General features: G+C 68.6%; 16 protein-coding genes. 6 read left to right on the forward strand and 10 right to left on the reverse strand.

All coding sequences use genetic code 11. The features are described 5' to 3' along the window. Positions 1 to 128: 128 nt before the first annotated feature. On the forward strand, positions 129 to 458 hold the full coding sequence (locus U5771_RS27390; protein ID WP_322026875.1) for a DUF4148 domain-containing protein: 330 nt from the start codon (positions 129 to 131) through the stop codon (positions 456 to 458). Positions 459 to 611: 153 nt separating this feature from the next. Here the strand turns inward: U5771_RS27390 and U5771_RS27395 are convergent, their stop codons facing one another. Continuing rightward, the gene (locus tag U5771_RS27395; protein WP_322026876.1) at positions 612 to 1,073 is read right to left on the reverse strand and encodes a CBS domain-containing protein; all 462 of its coding nucleotides are present in this window, start codon (positions 1,071 to 1,073) and stop codon (positions 612 to 614) included. A gap of 177 nt (positions 1,074 to 1,250) precedes the next feature. Between U5771_RS27395 and ribA the strand changes: the two genes are divergently transcribed. Then, entirely contained in the window at positions 1,251 to 1,901 is a 651-nt protein-coding gene (ribA, locus tag U5771_RS27400; RefSeq protein WP_044846712.1) for a GTP cyclohydrolase II, read from the forward strand. Positions 1,902 to 2,159: 258 nt separating this feature from the next. Continuing rightward, complete coding sequence (locus U5771_RS27405) at positions 2,160 to 2,726, forward strand: GNAT family N-acetyltransferase (RefSeq protein ID WP_322026877.1); 567 nt, start codon at positions 2,160 to 2,162, stop codon at positions 2,724 to 2,726. A gap of 386 nt (positions 2,727 to 3,112) precedes the next feature. On the opposite strand, the gene U5771_RS27410 is transcribed toward U5771_RS27405, so the two are convergent. The 3 genes from U5771_RS27410 to U5771_RS27420 form a co-directional block, all read right to left on the reverse strand. Next, complete coding sequence (locus U5771_RS27410) at positions 3,113 to 3,874, reverse strand: hypothetical protein (protein ID WP_322026878.1); 762 nt, start codon at positions 3,872 to 3,874, stop codon at positions 3,113 to 3,115. 52 nt (positions 3,875 to 3,926) lie between these two features. Further along, positions 3,927 to 4,535 carry an acyl-homoserine-lactone synthase gene (locus tag U5771_RS27415; RefSeq protein WP_322026879.1) on the reverse strand — a complete coding sequence of 203 codons (609 nt, stop codon included), beginning with the start codon at positions 4,533 to 4,535 and terminating at the stop codon, positions 3,927 to 3,929. A 209-nt stretch (positions 4,536 to 4,744) separates the two neighbouring features. Then, positions 4,745 to 5,188, reverse strand: coding sequence for a DUF4902 domain-containing protein (locus U5771_RS27420; protein ID WP_322026880.1), 444 nt, complete (start codon positions 5,186 to 5,188; stop codon positions 4,745 to 4,747). Between the two features lie 73 nt (positions 5,189 to 5,261). Here U5771_RS27420 and U5771_RS27425 point away from each other — a divergent pair, with 73 nt between their 5' ends. Further along, entirely contained in the window at positions 5,262 to 5,981 is a 720-nt protein-coding gene (locus U5771_RS27425; RefSeq protein WP_322026881.1) for an autoinducer binding domain-containing protein, read from the forward strand. A gap of 40 nt (positions 5,982 to 6,021) precedes the next feature. Here U5771_RS27425 and U5771_RS27430 read toward each other — a convergent pair whose 3' ends face one another. The 5 genes from U5771_RS27430 to U5771_RS27450 form a co-directional block, all read right to left on the reverse strand. After that, positions 6,022 to 6,729 (reverse strand): MgtC/SapB family protein, encoded by a 708-nt coding sequence (locus tag U5771_RS27430; protein WP_059526501.1) that lies wholly within the window; start codon positions 6,727 to 6,729, stop codon positions 6,022 to 6,024. Positions 6,730 to 7,058: 329 nt separating this feature from the next. After that, entirely contained in the window at positions 7,059 to 8,606 is a 1,548-nt protein-coding gene (locus tag U5771_RS27435) for a TolC family protein (RefSeq protein ID WP_322026882.1), read from the reverse strand. Further along, on the reverse strand, positions 8,593 to 10,908 hold the full coding sequence (locus U5771_RS27440; RefSeq protein ID WP_322026883.1) for an FUSC family protein: 2,316 nt from the start codon (positions 10,906 to 10,908) through the stop codon (positions 8,593 to 8,595). The genes U5771_RS27435 and U5771_RS27440 overlap by 14 nt, the downstream gene beginning before the upstream one ends. Next, a complete protein-coding gene (gene mdtN / locus U5771_RS27445; RefSeq protein WP_322026884.1) occupies positions 10,889 to 11,938 on the reverse strand; it encodes a multidrug transporter subunit MdtN in 1,050 nt (349 codons plus the stop codon). Before mdtN ends, U5771_RS27440 begins: the two co-directional genes overlap by 20 nt. Next, on the reverse strand, positions 11,935 to 12,228 hold the full coding sequence (locus tag U5771_RS27450; protein ID WP_322026885.1) for a hypothetical protein: 294 nt from the start codon (positions 12,226 to 12,228) through the stop codon (positions 11,935 to 11,937). Before U5771_RS27450 ends, mdtN begins: the two co-directional genes overlap by 4 nt. Positions 12,229 to 12,870: 642 nt before the next feature. On the opposite strand from U5771_RS27450, the gene U5771_RS27455 reads away from it, so the two are divergent. Further along, complete coding sequence (locus U5771_RS27455) at positions 12,871 to 14,019, forward strand: metallophosphoesterase (RefSeq protein ID WP_322026886.1); 1,149 nt, start codon at positions 12,871 to 12,873, stop codon at positions 14,017 to 14,019. Between the two features lie 4 nt (positions 14,020 to 14,023). Here U5771_RS27455 and U5771_RS27460 read toward each other — a convergent pair whose 3' ends face one another. After that, positions 14,024 to 14,608: a malonic semialdehyde reductase gene (locus U5771_RS27460; protein ID WP_322026887.1), complete on the reverse strand. Its 585-nt coding sequence runs from the start codon at positions 14,606 to 14,608 to the stop codon at positions 14,024 to 14,026. A gap of 253 nt (positions 14,609 to 14,861) precedes the next feature. On the opposite strand from U5771_RS27460, the gene U5771_RS27465 reads away from it, so the two are divergent. Beyond that, a complete protein-coding gene (locus tag U5771_RS27465) occupies positions 14,862 to 15,467 on the forward strand; it encodes an alpha-ketoglutarate-dependent dioxygenase AlkB family protein (RefSeq protein ID WP_322026888.1) in 606 nt (201 codons plus the stop codon). The last annotated feature ends 66 nt before the right edge of the window (positions 15,468 to 15,533 follow it).

A 15,533-nucleotide genomic window follows, 5' to 3' on the forward strand; every position in this document is an offset into this window, starting at 1 on the left:
AAAAATGCAACGCTGTATGTTCAAACCAAGGGTTTCCCCTTGGTATTGCGAGCACTACACTTGATCCATCGCTTCAGACAGTCCCGCCGGGAGCGAGGTCAAAAGAGAACATATTTCGGAGGTCCATCATGAAGTCGATCATCTACGCAGCGATCGCTGCATCCGTTCTTGCCGCCCCGATCGCATCGTTCGCACAGTCCGAGCAGGGCTTGACCCGCGACCAGGTCCGGGCCGAACTCGTGCAACTCGAGCAGAACGGCTACAAGCCGCTCGCGAGCGATTCGCAATATCCGGACAACATCCAGGCCGCGGAACAACGGATCCAGCCGAACCAGCCGATGCTCGCCCAAGCCGATACGAGCGGCTATGGTGCGGTGGCGACGGGCGCAGGCCAGTCGGGCCGCCGCATGACGCGTGAAGCCCCGAATCCCGTGAACTCCGTCTACTTCGGCAACTGAACATCCCCGGGTCTGCCCGAGCACAGCATGTGACCGACGGGACGCGCGCCACTTGCGCGCGTCTGCGTCAGCAGAGCAGAACCTCCGTCGCCGCATTCCGGCGGCTTTTCCGCCCAGACGCTCGCGCGTTTGGGCCTTTTTTGCTGGGACGGGTCAGGCGGACGTGACCGCCGGGGTGCCGTGGATATAGTGTTCGAGCTGGCTGATCGTGAATTGCTGGTCGGCAATCACGCTCTTCACGAGGTCGCCGATCGAGATCAGGCCGATCAGCTTGCCGTCCTGGAGGACGGGCAGGTGGCGCATCCGGTGCTCGGTCATCAGTGCCATGCACTCGTCGGTGGATTGCGACGGTTCGACGTAGCGCACCTTGGCCGTCATGATTTCCTCGACGCGGGTGGCTTTCGACGAACGGTCCTGCAGCACGACCTTGCGTGCGTAGTCGCGCTCGGTGACGATGCCCGCGATGTCGTCGCCGTCCATGACCAGCAATGCGCCGATTCCCTTTTCCGCCATCAGCTTGATGGCGTCATAGACGAAATCGGCTTTCGTGACGGTGTAGATCGTGCGGCCGGAATCCGGCTTGGCTTTGAGAATTTGCGCGACAGTCGTGCTCATTTGCTTTCTCCGTGTGCGGGACGATGCAGGGAAGGCAGGGCGTGATGCGCGGCACCCGATGGGCCCAGTATAGCCGGGCCTGCTGCGGCAGTCGCGTGACGTTTCCAGATTAGCGGTAAACTCCGGTCACGCACTATCCACACAATTCCTACATTCCTGATCGTTTCGATTGAATTCATGATGTCTTCGCGTCCCCAATCGCCCACGCAGGGCAATGGCCAGGCCGACGAGTGCGTGACGCTCGTCGCCACCGCGTCGCTGCCCACGCGCTACGGTACGTTCACGTCGTACGCTTTCCGCGTATCGGGCAGCGATGCCGAACATCTCGCGCTCGTGATGGGCGACGTCACTGGCGAGCAGTCCGTGCTCACGCGGCTGCATTCCGAATGCCTGACCGGCGACGTGTTCGGCTCCTTCCGCTGCGATTGCGGCGAGCAACTCGATCTCGCGCTGCGCTACATCGCGGCGGAAGACCGCGGCGTGCTGCTGTATCTGCGCGGTCACGAAGGGCGCGGCATCGGCCTGAGCAACAAGATCCGCGCGTACGCGCTGCAGGAGCAGGGGCGCGACACCGTCGAGGCGAATCTCGACCTCGGCCTGCCGGACGACGCCCGCGAATACGACTCGGCCGCCGCGATCCTGCGGATTCTCGGTGTGACGTCGGTGCGCCTGATGAGCAACAATCCGAAGAAGTTCGACACGCTCGTGAAGCACGGCATTCCCGTCTGCGAACGCGTGGCGCTCGCGGTGCCCGTGCGCGAGGAAAACGAGCGATACATCCGGACCAAGCAGGTGAAGTTCGGGCATTACTTCGAAGAAAACGAGTAATTGCGTGCGACGCGCGGGTGCCCGAGCGGGCGTCGCGCGCTCAGTCGGCGAACGCCGGGCGGGACGACGCGTCCCGCTGCATTCAATTCCCGTCGCCGGTTCTCGTGACCGTCGACGTTCCTTGCCGGCGCAGGTGACGATCGCGATTGCGTTGCGCCTGCGCTTCTCCTTCGGGCCGTTCCTGCGCGACGAGAATCGTGTGCGCGCAGCTTGGCGCATCCCGTGCCTTCTGCCCATCCCGATCACGTTGCCCCGCCATTGAAGATCGAAACCGAGCGTTTGACGTTGCGTCGCTGGCGACCGGACGATGCCGGTGCGCTGGCTGCGATGCATGCGGATCCTGACGTGACCGCGTGGCTCGCGCGTGGCCCGATGTCCGTCGAGGAGGCGGAGGCCACCATCGCACGCTTCGAAGCGCATGTCGACGCGCACGGTTTCGGTGTGTGGGCGATGGAGCGCCGTGCGGATGGCGCGCTGATCGGGCTCTGCGGTTTGTCACGTGAAGTGCGCGGCGAGCATCCGATGGCGCCGTGTGTCGAGATTCTGTGGCGCCAGGCTCGCTCATCGTGGGGACACGGCCATGTCGCCGAAGCGGCCGCTGCGGCATTGGCCGACGGCTTCGGCCGAGTGGGGCTCGGCGAAATCTTTGCGTGGACGGCTGCTACCAACCAGCGATCGCAGCGTGTTGCACGGCAGCTCGGGATGGCGCGGCAACCAATGCGCGATTTCGATCATCCTGCGTTGCCGCAAGGACATGCGCTGCAACGGCATGTGGTGTTTGCCGCCCGCGCGTCGGTTCGTCTGGGCGGCGACGTCAGTGCGTAATGGCCCGGGCATGCTTGCCCGTCAACGCCACGCGTTCTGCAGCACGATCCGGTAGCCGTCGGCGTCCGCAGAAGTCGGTCTGGCCGGGGCCGGTGAATCTGCGCGCTGCGGGCGGATAGCGGGAGGCTTTGATGCGACCCCTATAAATCACGCAGGCAAGAAAAAGCCCGCTACTGGAGCGGGCTGAATCCATGTTTGGAGACATGGAGGAGACGGATGTAACTTTAAGGGAAAACCCGAGGGATGGCAAGCCCTAGTTGTAATTGTGCAACGCAGCGTTGGCGACCTTTCCTGGCAAGGGGAGCGCAGCGCGCATTGCGCCCCTTGCCGACGGTCCACTGTGCCGTGTCACAGAACATGTGTCCTTCGATCCGGCGGCCGTCGCGTCACATGCCACCCGCCCGCGCGTGCGCGGCAAACGCGCGGAACCGCTCCTGCTCGACCGGCACCGCGTACTTGTTGCGCATTTCCGTCTCGATCCACGCGCAGGCCTCGCGTGCGCAGTCGGTCAGCGCGTGCCGCGTCGCGTGTCCGTCGATGTCGTAGACGAAGCGCACGCCGACCTCGTCGTCGGCAACTTGCCGCTGCAGCTGGTTGAGCTGCAGTTGCGGCCCGTGCCGCTGCGACAGCGCGCGCAGCTCGTCGAAGTGATATTCGAGCCAGTCGGCGAAGAACAGCGCGTCGCTGTGGCAACGCAGACGGAATGCCGCACTGCGCGATGGTCGCTGCGCGGCGTCGCCGGCGGCCTGCGGCTCGTCGTTGGGCGCGATGGCCGCATCGACGGGCGCAAGCGGCTGACGGATCTGCCGGTACGGTTCGCGGTCGCGCAGCGCGTGCCACAGCAGCTCGTCGCCGGCGGCACCGGACGGCTGCATCGTCAGATCGTGCCGGCCGTCACCGGCAGCGGCGACGTCGCGGATCACGAGGCGCAGCGAGCAGAGCGGCTCGTCCGCAACCAGCAGCGTCGAAGCGCGCGGCAGCCCGCACACGAGCGGCGCGGCGCCGGCCGCCCGGAACACGAGCCCGCGGCGATCGAGCCGCACGAGCGGCAGCGGCCGCGGAAACGACGGGTAGGCGACCGAGATGCGGGCGCCGCCGGCGCTCGTCAAACCGGGCATCATCGCGCGAAAGACCTGAGACTGGTCCAAGGTGGTTCTCCTTCGTTACGATGCCGCCCGGCCGGACTACGCGCGTTCCGGCTCAGGCGGCGATGGCTTGCCGGGCAGCCCGTCCCGGCTCGATTCCTAGTGCGGCAAACGTTTGCGGATCGATGTCGATCCAGCACGCGACAACCAGACGACCGTCCACCTGTTTCGGGGGACCTGCCCGGTGCGCGTGCACGCCGATCCGGCGGAACAGCCGCTCCATGCTCGCGAACGTCACGCCGATCAGCTGCCGCGCGCCCAGTTGCGCCGCGCATTCGACGACCGCGGCGAGCATCGGGCGGACGGCCCATTCGGCATTGCCCGTGCCGCCTTCGTCGCCGGTCGCCGCGAACCGCGACAGTTCCCAGACGGCGGCCGATTGCGGCAGCGCGACGTCTTCGGCGATCAGGTCGGCGAACAACGACTTCAGCAGATACGGGCGGGTGGTCGGCAACAGGCGCGCACATCCGCACACGTCGCCGCCGGCGTTTCTCGCGAACACGTAGACGGTATCGTCGCGATCGAACTGGTCGCGCTCGAAACTTTCGTTAGCCGACGGGAGCGCCCAACCGAGCTGTTCGACGAACACACGGCGCCGATAGCGCCCGAGATCCGCTGCAAGTTCGTGTGGCAACCGCCCTTCCTCGTGAACGAAGGTCCGCATGGTGTCCTCGGATCGGTACTTTGGTATGCACGCATTACATCGCGCGTCCCGAGGAGGCGGTAACTGGTAACTCTTACAGGGTGGGGGTGCGCCGACACCATTCGACCGGTGGTAACGGTTTCTTGATCGACGGGATTGAAATGCCGGCGGCTTTTGCTTATAAAGAGCGCCAGTCTTGCGGAAATGTCAGAGGAAAGCGCAGCCGGTTGTCACTGGAGCGTGGGACCGGCATGATAGGCGTCGTTGCGACCGAGCAGCGCCGATGCGACCGCGGCCGGCCAGTCGATGGATGCGAGCCGCGCGGCGAGCACGGCAGCGGTGCGAAACATGCCGATGTCGGCCCCGGTGGCGTCGACGGCCATGACGTTGCTGCGGACGTCGCCGCCGGCAATCACGAACGTGCCCGTCGCGCGCTCGAGATACCAGTCCCAGCCGACCGTCAGGTACGCGACGCCGGCACTGGCCGGGCGGTGCCATTCGGTGTAGCCGGCCAGGCGCGCGTCGATGGCGCTGTCGTGCAGTTCCGCGAGCAGCGATGCATCGAGGCCGCTCGCGACATGGTCGAGGGCGAGCGCGGCCAGTGCGTTTTCGGACAGACGCACGTAGCCGTCCGGAGACGGGCCGCGGACCGGGTGCAACAAAGGTGAAGTCATGCGCGGAATGTATCAGCCCCGAACCGGCGCTGGCACCTGACAGGTATGACAGCGTGACGTTGTCGGAGAAAGAATGGAACTGCGCTGGCAAGATGCCTACCAACAATTCAGCGCCGCGGAAGACGAGCAGCAGCTCTTCCAGCGGATCGCCGCTTATTCTAAACGCCTCGGCTTCGAATATTGCTGTTATGGCATTCGCGTGCCGTTGCCCGTGTCGAAGCCGGCGGTCGCGATCTTCAATACCTATCCGGACGGCTGGATGGCGCACTACCAGGCGCAGAACTACATCGAGATCGACTCGACGGTTCGCGACGGCGCACTCAGCACCAACATGATCGTCTGGCCGGACGTCGACCGGATCGATCCGTGCCCGCTGTGGCAGGACGCGCGCGACTACGGACTGTCGGTGGGCGTCGCGCAGTCGAGCTGGGCCGCGCGCGGCGCGTTCGGGCTGTTGAGCATCGCGCGTCATGCGGACCGCCTCACGCCGGCCGAGATCAACATGCTGACGCTGCAGACCAACTGGCTCGCGAACCTGTCGCATTCGCTGATGAGCCGCTTCGTGGTGCCGAAGCTGTCGCCCGAGTCGAGCGTCACGCTGACCGCGCGCGAGCGCGAGGTGTTGTGCTGGACGGCGGAAGGCAAGACCGCGTGCGAGATCGGCCAGATCCTCATCATCTCGGAGCGCACGGTCAACTTCCACGTGAACAACATCCTCGAGAAGCTCGGCGCGACCAACAAGGTCCAGGCGGTCGTCAAGGCGATCGCGGCCGGACTCATCGATACGCCCTGACCCGACGCCGGCGCGGTCGTGCTGCGCCGGCCGCCGCCGCTCACTCCATCATCGGTTCCGCTTCCTTCGCGGTCCAGCTCACGCTGGAGATGCTCTTCTCCATGCTCATCCGGCTCGCGATCTGCTCGAGCTTCTGCTGATCCTTCGGATGCAGCTTGAGCGTCGCGGTCACCTTCAGCCGGTCCGGCTGCTCGGGCACGTCCTCGCTCGTCAGGCTCTGGAACGACAGCGGTTTCGCATACATCGCATTCGACAGCAGCGTGCGGATGTGCACTTCGTCGTCGGCGAGGCAGATCACGGTGATCTGGTATTCGCGCACGAGATCGGCGTTCGACACGGGGGTCGCGTTGATCGCCTGGCTGACGCCGCGCAGCACGGTGTTGGTGAGCAGCACGACGCCCGTGCCGGCCAGTGCCGGCACGAAGTGGCCGGAGCCGGCCAGCACGCCGACGGCGGCCGAGCACCACAGCGTCGCGGCCGTGTTGATGCCCTGGATCGAACCCTTGTCGCGCATGATCACGCCGCCGCCGAGAAAGCCGACGCCCGACACGACGTAAGCGGCGATCTGCGTGACGCCGGCCACGCCGTTGCCGGTCAGCACGCCGAGCGTGACGAACAGGCACGCGCCGCTCGCGACGAGCGTGATCGTGCGCAGGCCCGCGGTGCGTTGGCGCATCTGGCGTTCGAGGCCGATCGCGACGCCGCAGGCGAACGCAGTGAAAAGACGGAGTGCGAAATCGAGAGTCATGGTTGTCCTGCCGTGCCAAGTGCGCATGCCGGCCCGCGTCGCGGCGGCGTGAGGCCGAACGCGGCACGATGGCCGTCATCGCGCGGTACTGTACCGCGCGAATGCGTCATTCAGTGTGAAAGGGGTGGCGTAGGGTGGCGTGCGGGCTCGCGGAACGCGAGCCGCGGCAGGAGAACTGCGGCGGACAGGCGTTCAGGCGGCAAGCGGCGCACGCAACGGAGTGCTGCAACTGTCCACGATGGTTCCTGAAGGAAGAATGGGCGGCATTCTAGTGGGCCGGCCGCGCACGCGTCAACCCGTTTGGCGGCCGGCCGCGAACGGCCGGTGCGTCACTGCGACGCGCCGATCGTCCCCGTCGCGAGCGCGAGCGCGGCGGCGGCCGACAGCGCGCCGGCGTAGCTGTCGACTTCCGCGTTGCGGGCCACGAGCAACTGGCTTTGCGCGATCGTCGCGTCGGTGACCGAGCCGACACCGTTGCGGTACGCGGTCAGCGCCGCGTCGTAGCTCGTCTGCGCGGCATCGACGAGCGCCTTCGCCGCGTCGTGCGACGCGAGGCTCGTCTGCACCGCGTTCTGCGCGACGACGACCTGGCGGACGGCTTCCTCCTTGGTCCGCGTGAGGCGCGCGGATGCGCTTTGCGCATCGTTGCGCGCCTGCATCAGCACCGCCGAGCGCAGGCCGCCGTCGTACAGCGGGATCGTCACGCCGAGGAACACGCCGCCGCCGTAGCGGCTGCCGTTCAGGTTCACGGTCGGGGCCTGGTCGCCGATCGCGGGCAGCGCGGTAATCGCGGTGCCGCCGCTGGCATAGGACGTCGACGCCGACAGGAAGATCTTCGGCATGAACGCGGCTTGAGCGGCCTTGATTTTCGCGCGGTTGGCCTGCTCGAGCGCATACGCGCCCTGCAGGTCGGGGCGGCGCGCGATCGCGTCCGACACGATCGCGTCGACCGACGACGCGAGCGCGGGCGGCAGCGGCCGCTTGGGCAGCGCGGCGATCGAGGGCTTCGACAGCGGCGAGATGCCGAGCGCGGAAACCAGCGCGAGGTAGCTGTCGCTTTCCGCGCCGTTCGCCTGCACGAGCGCGAGGTTCGCTTGCGCGCGATTCTGCGTCGCCTGCGCGAGTTCGACGACGGTGCCGACGCCTTGCTTGAGCCGCGCGCGGGACGCCGCGAGGATCGCGTCGGCGTTCGCCAGCCCCTGCTGCGCGCTGGTTGCGCGCGAGCGGGCGGCTTCGTAACGGTAATACGCGACCGTTACGTCATGGATCACCTGCTGGTGCACGGCCGTGAACGCGACATTCGACGCGACCGACGCCTGTTCGGCCGCCTCGACGCGCGCCGCGCGGCCGCCGAAATCGAACAGCAGCCATTGCAGCGACAGCGCCGAGATCGTGCCGTGCGCGGTCGTGTTGCTCGACGCGTCGCCGAGGAGCGTCGACGTCGAGCCGTGGCTCGCCTGGTACGCACCCATCGCGGTCGCGGACAGGTTCGGCAGGTACGCGGCTTTCGCGATACCGACCGCGAGCGCCGCGTTGCGCGCGTCGTTCCACGCGATGCGGGTCAGCGGGTTCGTCGATTCGGCGAGATCGATCAGCTCGGGCAGCGTGTACGGATGCGCGGCATCGAGCGCGGCGGGGGGCGACACCGATGCGAGCGCGGGCGAGGCCGGCAGCGTGTAGTCGTGCGGCGCGCGCGGCGCGGACGCAAGCGGCGGGGCCGGCACGATGTCGCCCGCGGCCGACGTTTGCGGCTGCCACGGGCGGTCGGGTGCCTCCGGCGCCAGATCGATCGACGACGTGGCGCAACCGGTCAGCGCGATGGCGGTCGCGAGCGCGGCGGCGGCGAGCGACGCGGCCGGCGGTTCAGGGACGCGCATGAGGGGCAGGCTCCTTCGGGGTGGCTTGACGCGCGGCGTCGGCGATGTGCGCGAGCCGCGTGTCGATCAGGTTCAGCAGCGCGTCGCGTGCGGGGTCGTTGGGGGCAGCGGCCGGCGGCGGGGCCGGCACGGCTGCCGCGCCTGCCGTCGATAACGGCGCGGGCGTGGCGGCGTCGGCAGCCGGGGCGTCGTCGTGCAGTTCGACCACGCGCGCGAGCCGCGCGTCGATCGCCGCATCGCCCGGCGTGCGCTCGGCGAGCAGGAACAGCGGGCCTTCGAGCGCGCCGAGTTCCGCGAGCGCGCGTTGCCGGGTGGCGAGCCAGGTGGAAGCCGGCCGCACCCACGACGGCTCGTAGTGGATCAGGCCGAGTTCCTGCGCGATCGCGCCGTGGCGTGCGAAGGCTTCGGCGGCGAGCGTGCGGCGTTCGGCCGGCTGCACGACTTGCGCGATCCGGCGCCATTGATCGAGCAGCGCCGCGAACGCGACGTCGATCTGCTTGCCGATGCTGACGGGCCAGATGCGCGTGAACACGAGATACACGACGATGTTGCCGAGCAGGATGCCGATCGTGCGATCGCGCGCGAGCGTCAGGTCGAAGCCGGGACTCGCGCCCTGGATCACGCACAGGAAGAACGCGAACGCGACCTGGAAGCCCGCGTATGCGATGCGCGGCGAACCGAACGCGACCCACGCGGACAGCCACGCGCCGACGAACACCAGCGCCATCAGCTCGCCGATCGACGACAGCGCCGGCACGACGAACACGAGCGCCGCGGTCCCGATCAGCGCGCCGACGATGCAGCCGGCGATCCGCAGCGTGAGCTTCTCGACCGTTTCGGCCGTCGAGCCGAGCGACACCATGTAGCAGGTGATGAAGCAGGTGTGGATGCCCGACCAGTCGAGCTGCGAGTACAGCAGGTAGCAGAACATCGCCGCGACGGTCGTCTTCAGCGCGTAGCGGATGTGGTCGGGGTTGGTGCGGGCGTCCGGCAGGAAGAAGCCGCCGCGCGGTGCGGGCGGTGCGGCGGGGGCGTTGGCGGTTGCGGCCGTTGCGTCTGGCGGAGCCTCCGCTGGTGCGGCAGGTGCAGCGGCTACAGGAGGTGTTGCCGAAGCGACCGATGCAGCCGATGTGGCCGGTGCAGCCGATGCGGCCGAAGCAGCCGAAGCAGCCGAAGCAGCCGAAGCAGCCGAAGCAGCCGATGCGGCCGATGCGGCCGATGCGGCCGATGCGGCCGATGCGGCCGATGCGGCCGAAGCAGCCGAAGCAGCCGAAGCAGCCGAAGAAGCCGAAGAAGCCGAAGAAGCCGAAGAAGCCGATGCCGCTGACGTAGTCGGCTCGGCGAAATGCGTGATCGCCGCGTGCAGGTCGGTTGCGACGACGCGCGCAAGCGGCGGCAGCGTATCGGCCGGCGGCAGCGCAAGCGTCACGTCGACCGGATAGCCGCCGCGTTCGAGGATGCCGACCATCTCGTCGAGCGTCGCCGCGGCCGGTTCGGCGAACGTGGCGGGCAGTCGCGCGCCCGGTTCCCGGTCGGCGAGCGCGACCGCGACGAGCAGCGCGGTGCTCGTCGCGATGGCCTGCCGCAGCGCGGGCGCGTCGGCGGCAGGCGTCGAGCCTTCGAGCGTCGACAGCTTGAGCCACGTGAGCAGCTGCTTGTCGCCTTCGCGCAGGCTCGCGTCGAAGGCCGCGCGCGCGTCGTCGTCGCCGCGCAGCCGCTGCGCCGCGAGCCGCAGCCGTTTCGCGAGCTGCGCGAGCGCGAGCTTGCGCGGCGATGGCGCGATCAGCAGGTTGACGACGATCGCGACGCCGACCGGAATCGCGACCATCAGCCATGCATAGAGCAGCGCACGCGTCGCGGCTTCGCCGACCGGCGCGAGCCCGAGTTCGTCGAGCCCGAACCCGACGATCATCGCGAGGATCGCGCCGACCGGGCGCAGCTTGCTCGCCGACGTGAGGTACAGCAGCCCGATCGACAGCACGGCCATGCACGCGACGCGCAGCACCGAATACTCGATGCTGAAGATCGCGACGCCGATCACGAGCGCGATCACGACCGTGATGAGGAGCAGCATCGCGACCGCGAGCACGACGCTCGTCACGCGGTCGGCGCGATTCAGGAAGAACACGACATACGCGGAGATCGCGGCCTCGGGCGTGCCGTAGCCGCTCGTCACGAGCACGACGAGCGCGCAGATCAGCGCGACCCGCACGGCCATCGCGGCGCGCCCCGGAAACGGCGCGAGCAGTCGCAGGACTTCGCGCGGGCCGGGCGAGCGGACCTCAGCGGCAGGCTGCGCCATGCCGGACCTCGACGATCGCGCTCGCGCCGACGCGCACGAGCTTGCCGTCGGGTTCGTCGAGCTTCACGCGCACCGGGAAGCGCTGCGCGACATGCACCCAGTTCACCGAGCGCTGCACGATCGGCAGCGCGCGCGGCAGGTTGATGCGATCGCTGTCCGCGATGCCGGCACCGATGCCGACGACCTTGCCCGTCAGCGGACGGCTGCGGTCGATCATCGAATAGACGGTCGCGCAGTCGCCGACCGCGATGCGGTTCAACGACGTTTCGCGGAAATTGCCGACGGCGAACCATTCGCTCGCATCGATCAGCGTGAAGATCGACTGGTTCGGCGCGAGGGTCTCGCCGGCGAGCACGGTCAGGCCCGTCACGAGCCCGTCGTGCGGCGCGCGCACGACCGTATCGTCGAGCGCGTGCTGCGCGCGGGCGAGCGCGGCTTCGCGCGCATGGAGCGTGGCGATCGCGTCGGCGTCGTCGCCGATCGTCTGCGCGGACGATCGCTGCTGTTCCTGCGCCTGCGCGAGCGACACGGCCGCGTCGCGCTGCCGGACCTTCGCCTGGTCGAACTGCTGCGCGCTGACGTAGCCCTGTGCGGCGAGCGGTGCGAGCCGGTTCACGTCGCGCGTCGCGAGATCGTGATTCTGCGTCGCGCGCTTGACCTGCTCGGCGGCGACGGCCGCGTTCGAGCGCTCGCCGATCAGCGACCGACGGCGCGTGTCGAGCGACGCGCGCGCGAGTTCGAGATCGGCCTGCGCCTGCGCGACCGTCAGCCGGTACGGCACCGGATCGATTGCATACAACAGGTCGCCTTTCGCGACGCGCTGGTTCTCATGTACCGCGAGCTGCACGATGCGTCCGCCGACCGGCGACGCGACGTGGACGACGTCCGCGTCGATCGACGCGTCGTCGGTGGACGGGTAGGCCGTCGTGCGGTGGTATGCGTACGCGAGCGCCGCGATGCCGAGCGCGACGATCGCCAGCGCGATCACGCGGCCTTTCGTGGATGGGCGGGCGGTTCCGGCGGCCTTCATGCGAACGGCCCCGTGCCGGTGAGCCACACGATCACGGCGACCACGAGCCCGATCGCGGTGCAGACGGCGAGCTGGTAGGGCACCGTGGCGGCCCAGCCGGTCGCGACGAACACGCGGTGCGCGACGATCGCGCCGACGATGCCGACGATCGCGCTGACGAGCCAGAGCGGGAAATACGCGCCGAACAGCACGTACGACGGTGCGCCGCGCGACGTGCAGCCCGCGAACGGCAGGGCTGGCACCAGGGCGGCGGCGACGCGCAGGGGCGCGCGCGGCGTTGTTTTTCTCATGGGGTGACGAGCTCGCCGTTGGGGGTGGATGCCGGGCGCGGCGCAATGCGGTTCGTCGCCGCGACGACGATTCCGCGATACGGAGCCGATAATAAATCAGCGCGATGTAGACCGCCAGCGATGCGGCACGCGCCGACGGCATGCGGCGGGCCGCCCGACGGGCGGCCCGGGAAGGCCGTGATCGGGCGCGATTCTGCGGGCGCATGCTCTTGTAGGGTTGCTAACGGACGGTAAAGGATCGTCAGACGAAACCGGGCCGGTGGCGTTTGATTGCCGAAGCGCGGGAATCGCCGTGGGAAGGCCGGATTGCCGCGTGGACGCGAGCGAATCCGCATTCGGGCGTGGCGGGCCGGGTTGCCGTGCTCGTCCGCGATGCAGGTCGATGATCGAGGTTTTGCGTCACGTCATCGTCGTTGTCGTTGCGACGCGTCGTGCGGCGCGATCGACCGGCACGCCGGTGCCCTGTCGGCACGCCCGGACGTGCGGCGTGCCTGCCGCGCCCGTGACCGGTCGTGCCGACCGGTATCTGTGTACCATCGTGCGAAGGGCGCGGCGCGTGGCGCGGGACATGACGAGACCTGACGTCACGGTCCCGTCCGAGGCGCGGCGCGGAAGCGGTATCGCAACGAGGATGAGTGTTCCATGCGAAGTTTCTTTGTCCGGTTCATCGCAATCGGCGTGGTGTTCCATTTGTACGTCGGGCTGCGGATCATTCCCGACGCCTTTACGTCGCCGCTCGCGCGCACGATCGCGGCGCTCGTGCTGGCGAGCTTCGTCGTGCTGATCCCGGTCGGCATGTTCTCGCGCCGCTTCGACGAAGGCTGGGCCGCGACGCTGGCCGGTTGGGTCGGCGCGATCGTGATGGGCTTCTTCTCGTCGCTGCTGGTGCTGACGTTCCTGCGCGAGCTGGTGCTGCTTGGCGTCGTGATATGGCGGCAGTTGGGGCATGACGGCGCATGGAGCGGCGCGGCATCCGGCACGGCGCTCGGCGTGCTGGCGGGGGCGGTGCTGGTCAGCGCGATCGGCTTCGTCGGCGCGCGCCGCACGGCGGCGGTCAAGCGCGTGTCGATTCCGGTCGACGGGCTGCCGGCCGCGCTCGACGGGCTGACGATCGTGCAACTGTCGGACATTCACGTCGGGCCGACGATCAAGCGGCCTTATATCGAGCGGATCGTGCGCGCGGTCAATGCACTCGAGGCCGATCTCGTCGTCGTGACGGGCGACGTGGTCGACGGCTCGGTCAAGCGGCTGCGCGAGCACACGGCGCCGCTCGGCGGCATGCGGTCGCGGCACGGCAGCTTCCTCGTGACGGGCAACCACGAGTACTACGCCGGCGCGCACGCGTGGATCGACGAATTCCGGCGGATCGGGTTGAACGTGCTGCTCAACGAGCACGTGCTGATCGAGCACGACGGTGCGCGCGCGGTGCTCGCGGGCGTCACCGATTTCACGGCGGGCGGGTTCGATCCCGCGCATCGCAGCGACCCCGAGCAGGCGCTGGCGGGCGCGCCGCGCGACGTCGCGACGAAGATCCTGCTCGCGCACCAGCCGCGTAGCGCGGAAGCGGCGAGCCGCGCCGGTTTCACCGTGCAGCTGTCCGGCCATACGCACGGCGGCCAGTTCCTGCCCTGGCCGCCGTTCGTGCGGCTGCAGCAGCCCGTGATCGGCGGGCTGAACCGGTTCGGCGCGATGTGGCTCTATACCAGCCGCGGCACCGGCTACTGGGGGCCGCCGAATCGCTTTGGCGTGCCGTCCGAAATCACGCTGATCCAGCTGACGCGCGGTCGCTAGCGCGTCAGACGATGCGCGCGATATCGTCGAAATCGAAGCGCGGGCTGCGCGGGAACAGGCCCGCCGGGTCGCCGTAGCCGAGATTCACGAGGAAGTTGGTCCGGATCGCGGTGCCCGCGAAGAATTCGGCATCGACCTTCGCGGCATCGAAGCCCGACATCGGGCCCGCATCGAGGCCGAGCGCGCGCGCGGCGAGGATCAGGTACGCGCCCTGCAGCGACGAGTTGCGGAACGCGGTGGCCTCGATCAGCGCGTCGTTGCCGGCAAACCAGCTGCGCGCGTCGGCGTGCGGGAACAGGCGCGGCAGGTGCTCGTGGAACGCGAAGTCCATGCCGACGATCACGGTGACGGGCGCGGCCATTGTCTTTGCGCGATTGCCTTCGGACAGCGCCGGTTTCAGGCGCGCCTTCGCGTCGGGCGACTTGACGAACACGAAGCGCGCGGGGCTCGCGTTCGCCGACGTCGGGCCGAATTTCGTCAGGTCGATCAGCCGGTGCAGCAGCGCATCGTCGACGGGCTTGTCCTGCCAGGCGTTGTGCGTGCGCGCGGTGAGGAACAACTGGTCGAGGGCGGAATCGGAGAGCGTCATGGCGGGTCCGGGAAGAAATCGGCCGGGTCGCGCCGGCCGGCATGGCGGAAGAAAGCAGCGCCCGGGACAAGGGCGCGCCGCGACACGGCGCGATGATAGCGTGGCGCGCGAAAACGCATCGGCTTCGCGATCGGCGCTTCGAGCACGCGGGCGGGTCGCGTGCCGGAATGACAGCGCATGGCGGCGTGCGTCGCCGTTGGCTACCATGCAGACATGGTTCGCCTGTATCGTTCATTCGCCGCTTGATCCCGACATGTCGACACCCGATCTTTTCGCCGATTCGCCCGTGCCCGACGTGGACTGGTACCCGGACTGGCTCGCGCCGGCCGACGCCGATCGCGTGCTGGCCGCGCTGATCGACGAGGTCGCGTGGCGGCAGGACACGATCCGCACGCCGCGCGGCCGGATTCCGCTGCCGCGGCTCACCGCGTGGCAGGGCGAGCCCGACGCCGTCTACGTGTATTCGGGGATCCGCAACGTGCCCGCGCCGTGGACACCGGCCGTGCTCGACCTGAAGCACGCGGTCGAGGCGACCTGCGGCGCGCGTTTCAACAGCGTGCTGCTCAATCGTTATCGCAACGGGCAGGACAGTCTCGGCTGGCATGCGGACAACGAGCCGGAGCTCGGCGATGCGCCGGTGATCGCGTCGGTGAGCCTCGGCGCGATGCGCGTGTTCGACCTGCGTCATCGTGCGACCGGCGTCGTGCATGCGTACCGGCTGACGCACGGCAGCCTGCTGGTGATGCGCGGTCGCACGCAGGCCGAATGGCAGCACCGCGTGCCGAAGGCGCCGGCCGTGCAGGGCGAGCGCGTCAACCTGACGTTCAGGCGGGTGGTGTCGGCAGGGGCGGGCCGGTAGCTCGCGCCGATCGGCTGGCTCGGCCGGCTCGGCTCGGCTCGGCTCGGCTCGGCTCGGCTCGGCTCG

Origin of the sequence: Burkholderia sp. BCC1977 (assembly GCF_905339595.1) — a bacterium.
Taxonomy (GTDB): Bacteria; Pseudomonadota; Gammaproteobacteria; order Burkholderiales; family Burkholderiaceae; genus Burkholderia.

Coding starts and splice junctions, on each gene's coding strand:
- ribA (WP_044846712.1), top strand. CDS start 1,251: ATGATGTCTTCGCGTCCCCAATCGCCCACGCAGGGCAATGGCCAGGCC.
- mdtN (WP_322026884.1), bottom strand. CDS start 11,938: ATGAAGGCCGCCGGAACCGCCCGCCCATCCACGAAAGGCCGCGTGATC.
- U5771_RS27390 (WP_322026875.1), top strand. CDS start 129: ATGAAGTCGATCATCTACGCAGCGATCGCTGCATCCGTTCTTGCCGCC.
- U5771_RS27450 (WP_322026885.1), bottom strand. CDS start 12,228: ATGAGAAAAACAACGCCGCGCGCGCCCCTGCGCGTCGCCGCCGCCCTG.
- U5771_RS27455 (WP_322026886.1), top strand. CDS start 12,871: ATGCGAAGTTTCTTTGTCCGGTTCATCGCAATCGGCGTGGTGTTCCAT.
- U5771_RS27465 (WP_322026888.1), top strand. CDS start 14,862: ATGTCGACACCCGATCTTTTCGCCGATTCGCCCGTGCCCGACGTGGAC.
- U5771_RS27425 (WP_322026881.1), top strand. CDS start 5,262: ATGGAACTGCGCTGGCAAGATGCCTACCAACAATTCAGCGCCGCGGAA.
- U5771_RS27395 (WP_322026876.1), bottom strand. CDS start 1,073: ATGAGCACGACTGTCGCGCAAATTCTCAAAGCCAAGCCGGATTCCGGC.
- U5771_RS27415 (WP_322026879.1), bottom strand. CDS start 4,535: ATGCGGACCTTCGTTCACGAGGAAGGGCGGTTGCCACACGAACTTGCA.
- U5771_RS27440 (WP_322026883.1), bottom strand. CDS start 10,908: ATGGCGCAGCCTGCCGCTGAGGTCCGCTCGCCCGGCCCGCGCGAAGTC.
- U5771_RS27460 (WP_322026887.1), bottom strand. CDS start 14,608: ATGACGCTCTCCGATTCCGCCCTCGACCAGTTGTTCCTCACCGCGCGC.
- U5771_RS27435 (WP_322026882.1), bottom strand. CDS start 8,606: ATGCGCGTCCCTGAACCGCCGGCCGCGTCGCTCGCCGCCGCCGCGCTC.
- U5771_RS27430 (WP_059526501.1), bottom strand. CDS start 6,729: ATGACTCTCGATTTCGCACTCCGTCTTTTCACTGCGTTCGCCTGCGGC.
- U5771_RS27420 (WP_322026880.1), bottom strand. CDS start 5,188: ATGACTTCACCTTTGTTGCACCCGGTCCGCGGCCCGTCTCCGGACGGC.